Source organism: Frondihabitans sp. VKM Ac-2883 (assembly GCF_015350875.1).
Taxonomy (GTDB): Bacteria; Actinomycetota; Actinomycetes; order Actinomycetales; family Microbacteriaceae; genus Frondihabitans.
Genome location: NZ_JADKSF010000006.1, coordinates 203625 through 219623, shown reverse-complemented (window position 1 = coordinate 219623; position 15999 = coordinate 203625). Strand labels below are relative to the sequence as shown.

Sequence of the window (15999 nt, the reverse complement as noted above, 5' to 3'; positions counted from 1 at the left end):
GCCCTCACCCGCGAGGAGCGGACGTGACAGAACCATCTGACGCAGGATCCGCGACCACCGTCGATCGACCCGCGTCGCTCTCGCGACAGGCGTACTCGGCCATCCGCGAGGGCATCATCCGCGGTGAGTACCCCCAGGGTTCGCGGCTCGCCGAGGCGCGCATCGCCGCTGAGCTCGAGATGTCGCGCGTGCCCCTCCGTGAGGCGGTGCCGCAGCTCGAGCAGGAGGGCTTCGTCCGCACCTTCCCTCGGCGCGGTGCGGTCGTGACCGTGTGGGACGAGAAGGCGGTCAACGACCTCTTCGACCTCCGGCTCTACCTCGAGGTCGGTGCAGCGCGATTCGCTGCCCGCGAGGTCTCGCGCGGCGGCGACTCCGGGCCCCTCGACGAAGCCCTCCACTACTCGCAGAACGTCGTGCACTCGGGCGACGCCTACCGTGTCGCCGAGGCCAGCACCTGGTACCACGAGGCGATCGTCGACCTGTCGGGCAACGACCTGATGAAGCAGGTGATGCGCTCCGTCACCGGCCGGGTGCTCTGGCTGTTCTACCTGACCTCCCAGCTCGACGTCGACGAGGCGTTCGACGACCACGTGGCGCTCGCCGAGGCGATCCGCTCCGGCAACGAGCGCGTCGCCGAGTCGATCGCCTACACGCACATCGAGCGCGACCGGATTCCGTCGTTTACCGCGTTGCGGGCGGCGGGTGCGCGCTGAGGCCTGCTGCTTGCTGGCTGTCGCCAGTCGCCGGCCGCCGGCGGCCGGCCGCCGGCCGCCGGCCGCCGGCCGCCTCGGGCGGCGAGACTCCAGTCGTTGCGGGTGTGGTCGACGGTCACCCGCATCTACTGGAGTCTCGGAGGGCTGCCGGCGTCAGTGCGTGGGGTCGGTGCCCTGGAAGACCGTGGGGTAGTTGCTCAGAGTGCCCAGCGTGATGACGGCCAGGTGATGACGATGGCTCGTCCGACGACGTCGGAGATCGGTACGAACGGTTGCGACACGTCTTTCTGCGTGAAGTGTGCGGCGGAGTCGTCGGAGTTGTAGCGGTTATCACCGAGTACCCATAGGGCACCCTCCGGAACGGTCACCGTGTAGGTGAACCTGTCGGCGCGCTGACCGGCCGTGACGTTGATGTAGGGCTCCTCGAGGGGCACGCCGTTGACCTCGAGCTGGCCGAAGTCGTTCCAGCACGCGACTTTGTCTCCGGGCAGGCCGATGACTCGTTTGACGAGGTGTTTGTCGCTGTCCTTCGTGCCGAGACCCACAGCGGTGAGACCTGTCTGGATGGCTCCGATGACCGGGCTCGTGGAATCGGATTTCGGCGTCGTGTCGCTTGCTCCGAGCCATCCGCCCGGGTCCGAGAAGACGATGACGTCCCCGCGCTGGAGGGGAGTCGTCTTGGGCACGAGTTCGTTGACGATGATGCGGTCGTTGACCTGAAGCGTGTTCGTCATCGAGGGCGAAGGGATGTAGAACGAGCGGACCAGATAGGTCTTGATCAAGAACGAGATCAGAAGCGCCGCCAGCAAGGTGATCAGGATGTCACGGACGAACCGTGCGGTGCTGTGGCGCTTCTTGCGCGGTCGCTGAGCCGAGCCCAAGTTGACGACGTCCGTGGCAAGTTCCCCCATGACCCTGATCGTAAAGGAAGCACGACGTAACCTCAGTCGATCAGGTCACGTGCTGGGCTCGATGGGGCCGTCGCGTTCGGCCTTCGCCAGGATCGTCCTGTAGACGCCACGAAGTATCAAGAAACCGAGTGCGATGGCCGAGGTGACGATGGCGCTGAAGTTCTCTCGCAGGATCGCATAACCCATGGCCATACCGAGCCCTAGACCGAGATAGCGGATGAGGCGGCCACGCCACCCGAGGTCCGGGTCCTCGTCCGAATCAGCGTCCTCGCCTTCGCCTTCGTCTTGTGTGTCGGCAAAGCTCAGAAATACGGGCACAAACGCTAGGGCCAAGAGGGCGCCGATGAAGAGGGCCAGGCCGGAATCGATTTGACCGTCACGGTGCAGGCGGACAACTCCGCTCCAGATCATCACAGCCGCACCGCCAACGAAGACCGAGACCACGACGGCTTGGGCGATTAATGGACGGCGCTTCACTTCAAAGAGTCTGCCAGGTGCCGTCATCTCTCCGAAGCCCCTTTCCACGGGGTGGCGCTTGGCACCGCTGCCTCGCCGTTCTCGGTCGCGGAGGGGGCCGCTGACCTTTCGGGACTGGGCCATGGATAGCTCAGGTCGCGAGAAAAGTCTCTATTGCCGCGATGGTGGTCTCGTTATCACGGTGAAGAATGGCGCGAATGCCGCAGTCCTCGGCTCCGCGCACCGGCTCCTCGTGGTCGTCGATGAAGAGCACCTGCTCGGCCGATGCGCCCATTCGGCGGAGCGCGGTGAGATACGCGCCCGAATCGGGCTTCGCGATTCCTTGCTCGTGGCTGTAGCAGATCGGGTCGAACAGCGAGGCGAAGCCGAAACGTCGCTCCTCTTCTTCCCGGGCACCATCACCGGAGTTCGACAGGATTGCGAGGCCAGCGCGATCCCGCAGCGACCTCGCATGATCGAGCAGCTCGACGTTTGCCTTACCGCAGTAGGCATCCCAGAACTCGGAATGCATTGTCGCAACAGTTGCACTATCGGCACCCAGGGCGGCTCCGAGCTTGCGCCAGTACTCGTCTGCGACACCACTTTTCAGAACCATGTCGGGGAGCTCGGCGGCGTGGAGGCGAGCTCGCAACTCGGTGACAGTCAGTTCATGGCGGGCGCTCCAACGCTCGTGCAGCGAGAGGGGCCAGTCGTCGTCGTCAACGATTTCGAGGACACCGCCGATGTCGTAGAGAATCCACTTCATCAGCGGAGGCTATCGCGGGCGCGCGCGAGGCGACGGCACGCGTGCATCAGATGCGTCGACGGTGCAAGGCTTTTTCTTGCCCGGATCATATTTGGGGGGATTGGGGTCGCGTAACCGCTGGTGGGGAATGAGATCGTGATGGAACCGTCGGAATGGCACTCCGACGTGAAAGAGCCTCTGGCCGCCGGCTTGGTCCCCAACGGGGGCCTGTACTCGGAATCCGGAACTCGGACCAGGACGATTCCGTATCTCACAGAGAGGGTCCCTCTCGCACGAAGAAACGTGTTCGTCTCGCGGGCGGTGATTCCGGGCTCCCCGTGACAGGGAGCAGCTACTTCCGTGTAGGTGGCTCGGTGGCCGATGTAGCCGATAACGACCGTGGCGCCGGAGACGACGGCCATGACTATTCCCACGAGAGCCAAAGCGCGGCGAACGGTCACAGTAGGTGCGGTGGTGAGCCAGATGAATGCTCGCGCAGCCGCGGCGAACTGAGCGATCACGAGCGAGGAGACCCCAAAATCCCAGCCTGCTGCGCCACGAAAGTAGATATCGACGTGAGCGAACGTGCCAAGGCACACCAATGCGACGGTTACGCAGCTGAGAGTTAAAGCAGCGGCTGGGAGCAGCCGGCCAGATCTGGCCAGAACCCGCGATCGTCCATCCCCTATTTCCCCAAGCTACGGATGAACATCGGCGCTGTCGTCGACCGCGAGACGCATTCGAGGCAACTCGGGGATGACAGTCGATGCCGGGCGCAGGTGCGCGGACGCCGGCTGAGGGCCGCCGAGTGCGCAGAAGTGGCCCCCGGCGCAGCGTCCGGGGGCCGTTTTCCCGCAATCGATGCGGAGCGCGCCGGCTGCCGAGCGCCGAGTGGCGCCAAATGCCCGGGCGGGGCCGTCCGCCGAGGCAATTGGCGGCACTCGACGGAGCAACCCACGGCCCACGCGGATCGATCCCGCATTAAAGCAACAGGTGTAGCGTAAAGGCGACTCCCCACAAGAGAGCCGGACTCGCCGCACCACACCGCTCCGAGCCCTTCATCGTCGAAGCAGGAGAAACACAGCCATGCCCAGCAGCACCCGATTCACCGACCGCGTCGTCCTCATCACCGGAGGCGGATCCGGCCTCGGTCGCGCCACCGCCCTGCGCCTCGCCGCCGAGGGGGCCAAGCTCGCCCTCGTCGACATCTCTCAGAAGGGCCTCGACGAGTCGAAGGCCGCCGTCCTCGAGGCGACGCCCGAGGCCGAGATCCTCACCACCCTCGCCGACGTCTCGAAGGAGGCCGACGTCGACGCCTACGTCAAAGCGACACTCGAGCGCTTCGGCCGCATCGACGGCTTCTTCAACAACGCAGGCATCGAGGGGCGTCAGAACCTCACCGAGAACTTCAGCGCCGACGAGTTCGACAAGGTTGTCGCGATTAACCTGCGCGGCGTGTTCCTCGGCCTCGAAAAGGTGCTCAAGATCATGCGCGAGCAAGGATCCGGCATGGTCGTCAACACGGCCAGCGTTGGGGGCATCACCGGCATCGGCAACCAGTCGGGCTACGCCGCAGCAAAGCACGGCGTCGTCGGCCTCACCCGCAACTCCGCCATCGAGTACGGCCAGTTCGGCATCCGCATCAACGCAATCGCCCCCGGCGCCATCTGGACCCCCATGGTCGAGAACTCGATGAAGCAGCTCAACGCCGACGACCCTCGCAAAGCTGCCGAAGAGTTCATTCAGATCAACCCGACGAAGCGCTACGGCGAGGCGAACGAGATCGCATCAGTTGTCGCGTTCCTCCTGTCGGACGACGCCTCGTACGTGAACGCAGCCGTCTTGCCGATCGACGGCGGCCAGTCGATCAAGTACTGACACCCCCGCCCAACCCCGCCCCGGGTGCCGAGTGCCGCCATTTGCCTGAGCTGGAAGCAGCAGAGGGGCATTTGGCGGCACTCGGTGTACGGCGCGGGGAGCGGACGCGGCGCGACCAGCGGGTCAGCGGGTGGCGACGGCGAAGCCTCCGGCCGGGAGGAGGATGCTGCGCTCGCCCGTGAGGGTCTGCTTCAGGCGACCCTTGTCGTCGTAGGTGCGCACCGTGGATCCTCGGCTGCCGATCGTCGCGCGCTGGGGGAGCAGCGACGTCGACTGGACGAGCTCCGACCGGGCATCACCTGTGCCCGAGAGCACGACGCGTGAGACCAGCGGTCGCACGAGCAAGGCGTCGACGGTCGTCGTGCCGCTCAGAGCGCGCACCGACACCGAGGTCGCCGATCCGCGCAGCGGCAGCAGCAGCGAGGCGGGCAGCAGAGCACCCGGCACCGGGGTGACTCCCTGCGCACCGACGGTGGCACGGGTCACGCCGAGTGGTGTTCGCTTCGTCGAGCCCGTCCACAGCGCCACCGGAGCAGACCCCGTCGGCATCGCGATGACCGGATCGATGTGACGTGCACCACCCGAGGCCGCGGCGGGCACGGCGAACGTCGCCGTCTCACCGCGATCGAGCGCGAGCTCGGAGCCGCCGCTGAGCTGCGACTCGCCATTGGAGGCCGAGGTCGGGGTGACGACGGTTCCGGTGGTGGCGGTCGCCTTCTCCGCCTCGACGACACTGAGCCCGTCACGCGAGACGACGGTCGAGGCCGACTGCGCCAAGGCCGACACGCGAGGGTGCGCATCGAGCGCGATCATCGACAGGAGGCCGTGAATGGTCGACTCGGCTCCCGATCCGGTGTTGACCGAGCCGGTCGGCTGCACGCCATCGAAGGTGACGCCGGTGGCGGGGTCGTAGGTCGGCTTGCCCGAGGTGTTGTTGCCGAAGTACCAGCTCGCCATGAGGCCGGCGAGCTGCTCGATGCCGGGGCTGTGCGCCGCATCCGCGGTGGCGAGGAGCGACTGAAGTCGTGAGTCGGCCCCGTAGGCGATCTGCGTCGTGTCGGTCGGCGCCGGCGAGAAGCCGTTGATCGGACCGGCCGAGGTCAGCAGCGTGGATGAGAACGCCACCGAGTCGGTGACGGCGGGCTGGAGCAGCGACGGCTTCTTCAGCACGACCGAGGCCTCGGCGAGAGCGGCAGGCATCTGTGATGCCCACGAGTGGAACTGCGACCGCGACTTCGTCTCGGGCAGGATCGCCCCGTACGGCCACTTCTGCACGGCGACGGCGGCGGAACGGGAGGATCCCATCGCGGCAATCCCCTCGGAGAGCTCTGAGAGTGCCGAGCGGGCCGGGCGATCGTGGGGTGCTTCCTTCGAGTAGGCGGCGAGCCCCAGCACAGCTTCGGCCGAGGCACCGGCGCTGCCGACGATGAGCCAGCTCGGCACGCGAGCGCCGTCGGCCACTCCGTACTTGCCGTACGAGGCCAGTGTCGAGCGCTCGAGCGCCCTCACTCCGAGCTGCAGGCGATCCTGCAAGAACGAGGCGAACGCCGGGTCGGTCGACTTGAACGCCGCGTAGCCCTCGCCGTAGGCCCAGAGTGTGCGTGCCAGCCAGTAGCTGTTGCCGCTGTCGGAGGGGTTCGGGAGCTCGACGGGCACCGGGCTCGGGTTGAGCGTGCCGTCGGGTTGCATCCACAGCACCACGTTGCCGGCGTCCGGCCCCGAGGTCGTCTGGAAGTACGCCGTCGACCTCAGCAGCTCGTACGCCTTCTCGCGGCTCGACGCCGAGCCGGTCTGCTTCCAGTCGCGCAGGTAGACGACGGCCGCGCGCGACACGTCGTCGGAGTCGTACGACCCCTGACCCCAGTGCCCGGTCGCCGGGTCGCGCGGCCCGCCGCCGACCCGCTCGAACGTGTTGCCGGGCCGTGCATCGGCGTACACCCACGGCATGGCGAGCGTCGGCTGCGAGTCGAGGGCGTAGGTGGTGTGGCCCGCCGTCGCCGGGGGAGTCGTCTCATCGAGCAGGTAGTCGAGGTGCGCGAGATTGGTGAGGCGAGCCGTCGGGGTGCTCGCGGCAGGACGAGGATCCGGGGCGCTCGCGATCGCGGGGGAGGCGGCGGTGAGCCCAGCCCCGGCGGCGAGGGCGACCGTGCCGATCGCTGCGAGGGCCCGGATCCTGAAGGTCGTGCGCGACGCGGTCACGAGGCGACCCGCTCGAGCAGCGCGACGCCGATTTTGGAGTCGCCCATTCCGTAGAAGACGAAGTGCCTGCCGTCGATCTCTTCGATCGCGGTGGGGAACACGACGTTCGGCACGATGCCGCCGGTCTCGTCGGCGGTGGCGGGAGCGAGTAGCGGCTCGGTGCTGCGCGAGAGGACGACCGAAGGATCCGCGGCGTCGAGAATCATCCCGCCTGCCGCATAGTTCACGTTCTTCTGCTGCGCGAAGGCACTGTCGATCGTGCCGGTGACGCCGTGGTGCAGGAGCAGCCAGCCCTCGGGCACCCGGAGGGGTGCGGGGCCGCCGCCGATCTTGAGCTGCTCGAACGGGAACTCGGGTCCGGCGAGGAATCGGTGCTGACCCCAGCGGGTGAGGTTCGTGATGTCGCGGGCCACGTCGTCGACCGAGACGTAGCTGATCCAGATGCTTTGGCGGGTGTCGGTGGTGCCACGGGGCACGCGGATGCCCTCGCCCGGGGCGGTCTCGCCGATGTCCCACATCGGCCGGTGCAGCACGGCGAACGAGCGGACGCCGTCGGGGGCGGTGACGGGCTCGGGGAAGAACACGGTGTCTTTGTTGTGGAACAGACCGAGGTCCATGTCGAGGGTGTCGTCGTAGGCGAAGGTGACCGGGCCGAGTCGGCGCCACTCGCGGAGGTCGCTCGACACGGCGACGGCGGTGCGAGGTCCGAGGGGGCCGTAGGCGACGTAGGTCATCACGTCGAGGTCGAGCTCCGGGATCCTCGTCACTCGGGGGTCTTCGACGCCCGCGTGCGTGGCACCGCGCTCCCACCCGCGGTCGGGTTCGAGCACGATGCCGTCGCGTTCGACAGCGACGGGCACGCCGTCTTCGATGACGACCTTGGCCAGGCCGACCCGTGAGACGTTGCCCTCGGCGACCATGCGCGGGAGGAGGTGGAGGGCGCCGTCGGGCGTGCGGCCCGAGCCGGGGTTCAGGACGCCCTCGACTTCGAGGGCGTTGCCGGGCTCGGGCGTCATCACGACGCCCTGGCGGGAAAGACGGTAGGGAAATGCATCGGTCATGGGGTTCTCCAGGTGGGTGGGATTCGAGGGTCGGAAGCGGGCCGGTCAGCCCTTGACGCTCGAGCCCACGTCGGTCGAGATGAAATAGCGCTGGAACACGATGAACAGCACGACGACGGGTGCGGCGAGCACCACGGCGCCGGCGAGCGTCGCGCCGAACGGGTTGGACGCGGTGGCGGCCACGTTCGAGATGTAGTTGGCGAGCGAGACGGCAAGTGGCTGCATGCTGGCCTGCTTCGTGATGAGGAAGGGCCAGAGGAACTCGTTCCACGGGCCGATGAAGGTCAGCAGTGCCGCGGTCACGAGAGCCGGGCGCACTAGGGGGAGCGCGATTCGCCAGAGGAGCACGAACTCGTTCGCCCCGTCGATCCGCGCCGCCTCGAACAGCTCTCTGGGAAGCTGCAGGAAGTACTGGCGGAAGATGATCACGGCCGTCGAGTTGATCGCGAACGGCAGGATCATGCCCAGGTAGTTGTCGCCGAGACCATAGGTGCGGGTGATGAGCACGTAGAGCGGGATGATCAACAACTGGAACGGGACGACCTGCACGAGCAGTGCGAGAGCGAAGGTGACGCCTCGGCCTCTCCACTGCAGCACGGCGAGCGAGTAGCCGACGAGCACCCCGAAGATCAGCGTGCAGACCAGCACCCCGGCCGTGAAGATTCCCGAGTTGAGCAGCCCCGAGAAGAGGTTGATCCGATCGTTGATTGCGGAGTAGTTCGCCCCGGTGATGTTGCTCGGATGCGGAAAGGCGCCGCCGAGACTGGCATCCTGCTTCGTCTGCAGCGACCCGATGATCATGTAGTAGAAGGGGAACAGGAAGACGAGGGCGCCGAGGGCGAGCACTGCGCTCCGCAGGGTGGCTTGGAACTTCGACATCAGTCTTTTCCTCCCGCGAATCGGTTCTGGAGCAGGGCGATCACGAGTACCAGCACGACCAGCACGACGCCGATGGCACTCGCCTCGTCGGGGTGACCCTGCTCGATGCCCTTCTGGTACATCAGCAGAACGGGCGACGTCGAGGCGCCGTTCGGCCCGCCGCCGTTGGTCAGGAGGTACGGCTCGGTGAACAGGTTCGCGCCGGTGACCGTCGAGACCAGCAGCACCAGGACGGTCGCGGGGCGCACCCCGGGGACGGTGACGGAGAAGAACTTGCGGATCGCTCCGGCACCGTCGGTCGACGCCGCCTCGTACAGCTCGTTCGGCACGTTCTGCAGGGCTGCCAGGTACAGCAGGATGTAGAAGCCCATCTGCTTCCAGGTGACGAACAGGGCGATCGACGGCATGGCCCAGTGCGAGTTGATCAGCCACGACGGACTGGGCGCCAACGGGCCGAGGATCTGATTGACGAGGCCCGAGCCGTTGAACAGGAACAGCCAGACGGCGACGACCGCGACACTCGCCGTCAGGTAGGGGATGTAGTAGGCCACCCGGTAGAACGCCTTGAGGTGGGTGACCTTGTTGAGCCCCGACGCCAGCACGATGCTGAGCACGACCGTGAGCGGCACGTTGATGATCAAGAAGATGCCGACGTTGCCGAACGACCGGATCACATCGGGATCGGTAAAGGCGTCGACGAAGTTCGCCAACCCCACGAAGGGGCGGTCGACGACCGCTCCCGGTGCCGTGAAGAAGTAGTCGTGGAACGCGATGTAGACCGCGTACACCAGGGGGTAGGCGAAGACGACGAGCACGAACACGAGGTACGGCGCGCTGAAGAGGAGGCCGAGCGGGTGCTTGCCCAGGATCCTGGGCCCGCGTTTCATGGTCTCACCGGGCCTGGGCCCGGTCGCGGTGGTGGTCACCGGGTCACCGTCACTTCTCGGCGGCGAGCTGATCGATCTTCGTCGCGGCGTCGTCGAGCGAGGTCTTCACGTCGCCCTTGCCGAAGATGACCGAGTCGCTCCACGCATCGCGGAAGGCCTGCATCTCGGCGACCGTATTGGGGCCGGACGGCACCTCGACGGTGCGGCTGGCCTGGTCGCCGAAGAGCTTGTACGACGGGTTCTTCGAGAAGTAGTCGGCGTAGGTGGTGGCCAGGTCGGTGCGCATCGGCATCTGGCCGGTGGTCTCGAGGAACTTCTGGTCGTTGGCGGTGCTCGTCGAGAACTTCAGGAAGTCCCACGCCGTGCCCTGGTTCTGGCAGGCGGTGAACATGCCGACGTTCTTCGCATCGCTGAACGTGTAGGTCTTGTCGGCGGCGGTGCCGTTCTTCGTCGGCACGGGCACGGAACCCCAGTTGACGTCTTTGTAGACCGAGACGGCCCAGGGCCCGACGATCGCCATGGCGGCCTTGCCATCGGCGAAGGCGTCGCCCTGGTACTTCTCCTGACCGGCGAGTTTGTCGGCGTAGAGGGTGCGCCAGAAGTTCGCGGCGTCGTAGCCAGCCTGATCGTTGAAGGTCGACTTGCCGTCCTTGACGAGCTGGGTGCCCCCCGACTCCGCGGCGTAAAGCGGGTAGAAGTCGAACGACATCTGGAAGAACTCGCTCGTCGGTGCCGGCAGGATCGCGTTCGGGGCGACGCCCTTGTCGACGAGCGTCTTCGCCGTCGCCGTGAAGTCGGCGTAGGTCGAGAGCTTCGGGTTATCGGCGTCGAGGCCGGCTTTCTTGAAGAGGTCTTTGTTGTAGAAGATCATCACGGGGTTCGACTTCCAGGGGAACTGGTAGTACTCGCCGTCGGCGTCCTTGTACTGGTCCGCCTGGGATCCTGAGCGCGCTTCGATGTACGTCGCGCCGTCGGAGAACTTCGACAGGTCGACCATGCCGCCCTGCTTCACCCACTGGCCGACGGCCGAGGGGGCGGTGTTGTAGACCAGGCAGGGCGAGTTGCCAGCGGTGATGGAGGCGCCGATGACCTCTTCGGAGGTCTTGCCGGCGGGGATCTCCTGGCCGGTTACCTTCTCGTCGGGGTGGTCTTTGTTCCACGCCGCCACGGTCGCCTTGCCCCAGGCGACCTCCTGCTCGTTGTTCGAGTACCAGATCTTGATGGGGCCCTTGGCGGTGAGCGATCCGCTGCTGCTTCCGCCGCCGCTGCACGCGGTCAGGCCGATCATGGCTGCTGCGACCACGGTCGCGCCGATGAACTTTGTGCGTCGTTGCACGATGTCTCCTCCAGTGGTGACCAGGCGGGCGTCTTCGCTCGCCGACCGAAAGCCGAAACGTTTCGGTAGAGGTGACGGTAGCACAGCTTCGACCGTGAGGGCCGGTCAGGTGTGAGCGGGAGCCGGACCGGTAGAGCCGCGGGGGAGAAGCCGGGCGGGCGCGATGTCGACATCGTCGACGCGCTCACCGGCGATGGCGGCGAGCAGCATCCTGGCCGCCTCGACGCCGAGCAGACGCGGTGTCGTGGCGATCGTGGTGAGCGACGGGCGGATGTACGAGCCGAGCGCGATGCCGTCGAAACCGGCGACTGAGATGTCGTCGGGGGCGCGGACTCCGAGCTCGTCGGCCCGGGCTAAGAACCCAATGGCCGAGAGGTCGTTCGAGCACATCACGGCCGTCGGCCTCTCGTCCGGCGCGCGGTCGGTGAGGAGACGCGACGCCGCGGCCACACCGCCCTCGTACGTGAAATCACCCTCGACGACCTCACCCGGTGCGAGGTCGTGCGCCGCCACGGCCTCGCTCCAGGCCCTCAGGCGCTGACCGGCGTGGATGAACTCGGTCGGCCCGGTCACGAGGGCGAGCCGGCGGTGGCCATGCGAGACCAGATGGTCGACGAGCTCGCGAATGCCCTCGACGTGGCTCTGACGGACCGCGGGCAGGGGAAAATCGGGTTCGGCATTGACGCCGACAGCGGGCAGGCCGAGTTCTTCGACCAGGGGAATCCGCGGATCCTCGACTCCCAATTCAGACAGGAAGACGCCGTCGACCCGGCGATTTGCGGCCAGACTGCGGTATCGCCCGAGGGTCTCGATCTTCTCGGAGCCCATCTGCAGGATGAGCGCGTAGTTCTGCGCGTCGAGCACCGTCTCGATGCCGCCGATGAAGCTGCCGAAAAACGGGTCGGACTCGAGCACGGACGGATCGCGGTGCACGACCAGGCCGACCGAGAACGCGCGCTTCGACGACAGGCTGCGGCCCCGGAGCGACGGCACGAAACCGAGCTCGTGAGCCGCCTCGACGATGCGCTTGCGGGTGGCCTCCGAGACGCCGGGTCGGTCGTTGAGTGCGCTCGAGACCGAGCTGATAGCCACGCCGGCTCGGGCCGCGACGTCGACGATGGTCACTCGGTTGTTCACGGGGTCGACCCTAGCGGGCCTCCTGTCGGAGGCGAGTGCCGCGAGAGTGCCAAGACGTTGGCCTGGCGAGGATCCGGGGGCCCATTTGCGCACTCTCGCCGAGTGGCGCCAAATGTCGTGGGCATCCGGCCGCCGGCGGCATTCGGCGACACTCGGGTGACGGGCCGGAATACAGCCCGGCTTAGCGCGGGAGCTGGTGCCCCGGCAGGTGGGCACGCTCGCCGTCGTGGTCGAAGATCGTCAGGATCTCGACCGGCCCCTCGTGCGCGTGAATCGAGTGCGGGGTCATTGTCGAGAACTCGGCCGCCTGCCCCTCGCGCACGAGGATCGTCCGCTCGCCGAGTGTCAGCCGCACGGTGCCGCTCAGCACGGCGAACCACTCGTAGCCGGGGTGCACGCCGGGGCCGCCCTCGTCGCGCTCAGCCGTGATGCGCATCTTGGCAATGGTTACCCCGCGTCGGTCGCGCTCGCGCGAGAGCAGCCAGACGGTGGAGCCCGGTCGCATCTCGGGCTCGGGGCGGATGACGACGTCGTCATCTCCTTCGGGTTCGACGAGCTGATCGAGGGTGGTGCCGAGCGCCTGCGCGATCGGCACGAGCTGGTCGAGCGCGATGCGCCGGTGGCCGGTCTCGATGCGACTGAGGGTCGAGGCCGAGAGGTAGCACCGGGCCGCGAGTGTGTCGAGCGTCCAGCCCCGGGCCACCCGGAGGCTGCGAATGCGTTGCCGGACGACTTCGTCGATCGCGTCTTGCGTCATACGCAAAAGTCTATGTCTGATAGGCACGAGTCGCCTAGCGTGGTGCCTATGAACGACATACAGAAGACACGAACGACCACAGCTCAGGATCCGGCCGACGTCGAGATGGTCGACGTGGCCCTTCCCTTCGACGTCGTCGTCATCGGCGGCGGCGCTGCCGGCCTCGCCGCGGCCATCGCCCTCGGCCGATCGCGCCGCCGAGTGGTGGTCGTCGATGCCGGCGAGCCGCGTAATGCTCCTGCCGAGGGGGCCCACAACGTGCTCGGGCAGGAGGGTGTGTCGCCGCGCGAACTGCTCGCCCGCGGCCGTGCCGAAGCGAAGTCGTATGGCGTCTCGATTGTCGACGGGTTCGTCACGGCCGCATCCGGCGGCGTCGACAATTTCACCGTCGAGGTCGACGGGGGAGCGTCGTCGGTGCGCGCTCGCCGCGTGATCCTCGCGACCGGTCTCGTTGACGAGCTTCCCGACGTGCCCGGTGTTGCCGAGGCGTGGGGGCGCACCGTGCTTCACTGCCCGTTCTGTCATGGCTGGGAGGTGCGCGACCAGCGCATCGCCGTGCTCGGCCGCACCGAGAACGCCCTGCACCAGGTGATCCTGTTCCGCCAGCTCAGCGACGACGTCACCTTCTTCCTTCATGAGGCGCCCGAACCGACCGACGAGCAGTGGGAGCAGCTCGCGGCCCTCGGAGTCCGGGTCGTCGTGCCTCGGGTCGAGCGACTCGTGGTCGACGGCACGCAGGTGCGGGCCGTCGAGGTCGAGGGAGGCCGGTCGTTTCCGATCGACGCGGTCGTCGTCGCGCCGCGGTTCGTGGCTCGGACCGAGCTCTTCGAAGCCCTCGGCGGCAAAGCGACACCGACCCCGTTCGGTGCGCAGATCACGGCCGACCCCCGCGGCGTGACCGCGCTGCCAGGGGTCTGGGCGACCGGCAACGCGAGCGACGCGATGGCGATGGTCGCGGCCTCGGCGGCCTCGGGCGTGATGGTGGGTGCCGCGGTGCACGGCGATCTCGCGCTGGCCGATCTCGCGCGGGCTGGCACGGAGCGGCAGGAGCCCTTCTCGGCCGCCCGGGAGGCCGCGAACTGCGAGAAGGTCCTCGGCGATCGTCGGCATGGGTTGTGACGGGCTAGCCGTCGTCGGTGGCAGGCTGGCCGCATGGGGAAGAAACGTGGGGCACTGGTCGTCGGGGTAATCGCTGCGGGTGCACTGATGCTGGGCGGGTGTTCGGGAACGGGGGGCCAAGGATCCTCGGCTCCGTCGTCGTCACCCATTGTCTCGGCCGAACCTCCGAGCCCTACCCCGACCCCCACGCCGAGCGCGACGCCGACCACGCCCGCCGTCACACAGCCTGTGGCGAAGACCGTGAAGGCCGGCGTCGTGGCGTCCGGCGTGACCGCGACTGCGTCCGGCACCGGGCCGATGAACGTGAGCTACGAGCGCAAGGGCGAATTCGCCGTCGTGGTCGCGCTGAACTGCTCCGCCTGCAGGGGCGTCGCGACGGTGACCGCAGCGGGGCGGATGTCGCCGTTCGGTCGGGCTGCAGCGCCGTTGCGCGGATCCTTCTTGATGGATGTCTTGAAAAACGACCCGGTCAAGCAGACCTTCATCGTCGATGCGCAGGGAAGCTGGACGGTGACGCTGCAGAGCTGGAATGATCTGCCGACTGTGTCTGGAGCGCAGTCGGGGACGGGGCCGGCGGTGTTGTTCTTCTCGGACGACGTCTCGAGGCTGAAGGTCGATTTCAGGCCGGCCAAGGCGGGCGAGTCGTTCTCCGGCCGAGCCTTCACGACCTCCGACAAGCCGTTGCTGTTCGGCGAGAGCGGGGCGTTCTCGAAGACGTTCGAGGTCGACCTGCCGGGCGTGCTGGCGATCCAGACGAACGGTACGTGGACGGTGACGCCGGTGTCGTGAGCGCCGGGCTTTGCGCTCTTGCGCGGGTTTGTCGTGGAGGTGGGGCGGGTCGTGCTGGGGGCAGCCCTGCCCTGGCGACGATTTGCGCCGCGTCGAATTCGATCGCCCGCAAAACGCCTCGACGCCGCATTTTCTCGCCCGGAACTAAACGACCCAAACGAGACGGCTCGTCGATCCGAATGGGCCGTGGCAGTTTTTGGAGCGTGTTCCACGATTGCTGACGCCCTCGGATGTGTCGACTGTCCTCGAGCTGATGCTGAACGCGGTGAGTGGCCTCCGCCCAGCGACGGTCTTCATCGTCGGGCTGGGCAGTGGCGTCAGATGGCGAGTTCACCGAGCAGCCTTTCGTGGGGGCTGTACCCCCGCGCCGACACCCTCGGCCGCCTCGAACTCGGCCAGTGCCTTATGGGCCTGTTTCCTGGTCACCGCACCCGCAATCATCGAAAAAATGCCGAGCATGCCCAAGATCAGCGGGAAACCGGACAGGCCTTCGAAGGCCAACTCGAGGCAGCAGACCACCGTCATGGCGGTGCCGGACACGAGGGAGTAAAGGCCCGACAGGCGCTGGCGGTCGATAGCCATACGTCGTTGAATCAGGCTGGGCACGCCCGAAAGCTATCTCGCGGGTTCGTACCTGCGCAAGGCAAATTTGTGGGTGTCACGAGAACGGCCTCGTCGGAGAGTGCGTCACGATTCAAAGGAGCATGACGACGACAGGCTGACTTCGTCTCGGCGACGGCGGATCCGCGTGTCCGCTCGCTAAAACGCAAGAGTCAGATCAGGGCTCTGCGGTGAGCGGGGCGTCTGGCTCGTGAGGATCGTTGCGGCTCTTTCTAGCGGCGCGAAACCATCTGATCCAGCTGCGCAGCAGGAGGAGGAGCAGAACGACGCCAACGAAGGTGGCAGCGAACCAGGGCGGGTAGTCCTGCCACTCCCGCACGACGAAGTACGAACCGAATCCGACAAATGCGTAACCGATCACGCCGACGAAGGTCGGCTGCCAGAACCGCTGGTGCTCTGACTGTGTCGGTTCCACGGACACCCTTGGCGACGCGTCTTCTTCTTCTTCTTCTTCTTCTTCTTCTTCTTCTTCTTCTTCTTCTTCTTCTTCTTCTTCTTCTTCTTCTTCTTC

At 66.8% G+C, this 15999-nt stretch carries 16 protein-coding genes; 4 read left to right on the top strand and 12 right to left on the bottom strand.

Annotated features, from left to right (window positions below; all coding sequences use genetic code 11):
* The first annotated feature begins 23 nt into the window (after positions 1 to 23).
* On the top strand, positions 24 to 713 hold the full coding sequence (locus ITJ49_RS12905) for a GntR family transcriptional regulator (RefSeq protein WP_055959297.1): 690 nt from the start codon (positions 24 to 26) through the stop codon (positions 711 to 713).
* A 197-nt stretch (positions 714 to 910) separates the two neighbouring features.
* Here the strand turns inward: ITJ49_RS12905 and lepB are convergent, their stop codons facing one another.
* The 3 genes from lepB to ITJ49_RS12890 all read right to left on the bottom strand — a co-directional run bounded on the left by lepB (position 911) and on the right by ITJ49_RS12890 (position 2846).
* On the bottom strand, positions 911 to 1624 hold the full coding sequence (lepB, locus tag ITJ49_RS12900) for a signal peptidase I (protein WP_228514441.1): 714 nt from the start codon (positions 1622 to 1624) through the stop codon (positions 911 to 913).
* A 45-nt stretch (positions 1625 to 1669) separates the two neighbouring features.
* On the bottom strand, positions 1670 to 2101 hold the full coding sequence (locus tag ITJ49_RS12895) for a hypothetical protein (RefSeq protein ID WP_194605915.1): 432 nt from the start codon (positions 2099 to 2101) through the stop codon (positions 1670 to 1672).
* Between the two features lie 130 nt (positions 2102 to 2231).
* Positions 2232 to 2846, bottom strand: coding sequence for an HAD family hydrolase (locus ITJ49_RS12890; RefSeq protein WP_228514440.1), 615 nt, complete (start codon positions 2844 to 2846; stop codon positions 2232 to 2234).
* Between the two features lie 1065 nt (positions 2847 to 3911).
* On the opposite strand from ITJ49_RS12890, the gene ITJ49_RS12885 reads away from it, so the two are divergent.
* The gene (locus ITJ49_RS12885; RefSeq protein ID WP_194605913.1) at positions 3912 to 4703 is read left to right on the top strand and encodes a glucose 1-dehydrogenase; all 792 of its coding nucleotides are present in this window, start codon (positions 3912 to 3914) and stop codon (positions 4701 to 4703) included.
* A 123-nt stretch (positions 4704 to 4826) separates the two neighbouring features.
* Here the strand turns inward: ITJ49_RS12885 and ITJ49_RS12880 are convergent, their stop codons facing one another.
* The 7 genes from ITJ49_RS12880 to ITJ49_RS12850 form a co-directional block, all read right to left on the bottom strand.
* The gene (locus ITJ49_RS12880; RefSeq protein ID WP_228514439.1) at positions 4827 to 6902 is read right to left on the bottom strand and encodes a hypothetical protein; all 2076 of its coding nucleotides are present in this window, start codon (positions 6900 to 6902) and stop codon (positions 4827 to 4829) included.
* Positions 6899 to 7963: a glycosidase gene (locus tag ITJ49_RS12875; RefSeq protein WP_194605911.1), complete on the bottom strand. Its 1065-nt coding sequence runs from the start codon at positions 7961 to 7963 to the stop codon at positions 6899 to 6901. The genes ITJ49_RS12880 and ITJ49_RS12875 overlap by 4 nt, the downstream gene beginning before the upstream one ends.
* Before the next feature lie 45 nt (positions 7964 to 8008).
* A complete protein-coding gene (locus ITJ49_RS12870) occupies positions 8009 to 8842 on the bottom strand; it encodes a carbohydrate ABC transporter permease (protein ID WP_228514438.1) in 834 nt (277 codons plus the stop codon).
* On the bottom strand, positions 8842 to 9729 hold the full coding sequence (locus ITJ49_RS12865; protein WP_194605988.1) for a carbohydrate ABC transporter permease: 888 nt from the start codon (positions 9727 to 9729) through the stop codon (positions 8842 to 8844). Before ITJ49_RS12865 ends, ITJ49_RS12870 begins: the two co-directional genes overlap by 1 nt.
* A 49-nt stretch (positions 9730 to 9778) precedes the next feature.
* On the bottom strand, positions 9779 to 11065 hold the full coding sequence (locus ITJ49_RS12860; RefSeq protein ID WP_370544508.1) for an extracellular solute-binding protein: 1287 nt from the start codon (positions 11063 to 11065) through the stop codon (positions 9779 to 9781).
* 105 nt (positions 11066 to 11170) lie between these two features.
* Positions 11171 to 12202: a LacI family DNA-binding transcriptional regulator gene (locus ITJ49_RS12855; protein WP_194605909.1), complete on the bottom strand. Its 1032-nt coding sequence runs from the start codon at positions 12200 to 12202 to the stop codon at positions 11171 to 11173.
* A gap of 181 nt (positions 12203 to 12383) precedes the next feature.
* Positions 12384 to 12959 carry a helix-turn-helix domain-containing protein gene (locus ITJ49_RS12850; RefSeq protein WP_194605907.1) on the bottom strand — a complete coding sequence of 192 codons (576 nt, stop codon included), beginning with the start codon at positions 12957 to 12959 and terminating at the stop codon, positions 12384 to 12386.
* A 48-nt stretch (positions 12960 to 13007) separates the two neighbouring features.
* On the opposite strand from ITJ49_RS12850, the gene ITJ49_RS12845 reads away from it, so the two are divergent.
* Positions 13008 to 14078, top strand: coding sequence for an NAD(P)/FAD-dependent oxidoreductase (locus tag ITJ49_RS12845; RefSeq protein ID WP_370544507.1), 1071 nt, complete (start codon positions 13008 to 13010; stop codon positions 14076 to 14078).
* Between the two features lie 33 nt (positions 14079 to 14111).
* Positions 14112 to 14867: a hypothetical protein gene (locus ITJ49_RS12840; RefSeq protein WP_194605905.1), complete on the top strand. Its 756-nt coding sequence runs from the start codon at positions 14112 to 14114 to the stop codon at positions 14865 to 14867.
* Positions 14868 to 15197: 330 nt separating this feature from the next.
* Here ITJ49_RS12840 and ITJ49_RS12835 read toward each other — a convergent pair whose 3' ends face one another.
* Positions 15198 to 15473, bottom strand: coding sequence for a hypothetical protein (locus tag ITJ49_RS12835; protein WP_194605903.1), 276 nt, complete (start codon positions 15471 to 15473; stop codon positions 15198 to 15200).
* A gap of 172 nt (positions 15474 to 15645) precedes the next feature.
* The coding region (locus ITJ49_RS12830; protein ID WP_194605901.1) for a hypothetical protein at positions 15646 to 15999 on the bottom strand (354 nt) is incomplete at its 5' end.

Coding starts and splice junctions, on each gene's coding strand:
- lepB (WP_228514441.1), bottom strand. CDS start 1,624: ATGGGGGAACTTGCCACGGACGTCGTCAACTTGGGCTCGGCTCAGCGA.
- ITJ49_RS12870 (WP_228514438.1), bottom strand. CDS start 8,842: ATGTCGAAGTTCCAAGCCACCCTGCGGAGCGCAGTGCTCGCCCTCGGC.
- ITJ49_RS12875 (WP_194605911.1), bottom strand. CDS start 7,963: ATGACCGATGCATTTCCCTACCGTCTTTCCCGCCAGGGCGTCGTGATG.
- ITJ49_RS12865 (WP_194605988.1), bottom strand. CDS start 9,729: ATGAAACGCGGGCCCAGGATCCTGGGCAAGCACCCGCTCGGCCTCCTC.
- ITJ49_RS12845 (WP_370544507.1), top strand. CDS start 13,008: ATGAACGACATACAGAAGACACGAACGACCACAGCTCAGGATCCGGCC.
- ITJ49_RS12885 (WP_194605913.1), top strand. CDS start 3,912: ATGCCCAGCAGCACCCGATTCACCGACCGCGTCGTCCTCATCACCGGA.
- ITJ49_RS12840 (WP_194605905.1), top strand. CDS start 14,112: ATGGGGAAGAAACGTGGGGCACTGGTCGTCGGGGTAATCGCTGCGGGT.
- ITJ49_RS12850 (WP_194605907.1), bottom strand. CDS start 12,959: ATGACGCAAGACGCGATCGACGAAGTCGTCCGGCAACGCATTCGCAGC.
- ITJ49_RS12890 (WP_228514440.1), bottom strand. CDS start 2,846: ATGAAGTGGATTCTCTACGACATCGGCGGTGTCCTCGAAATCGTTGAC.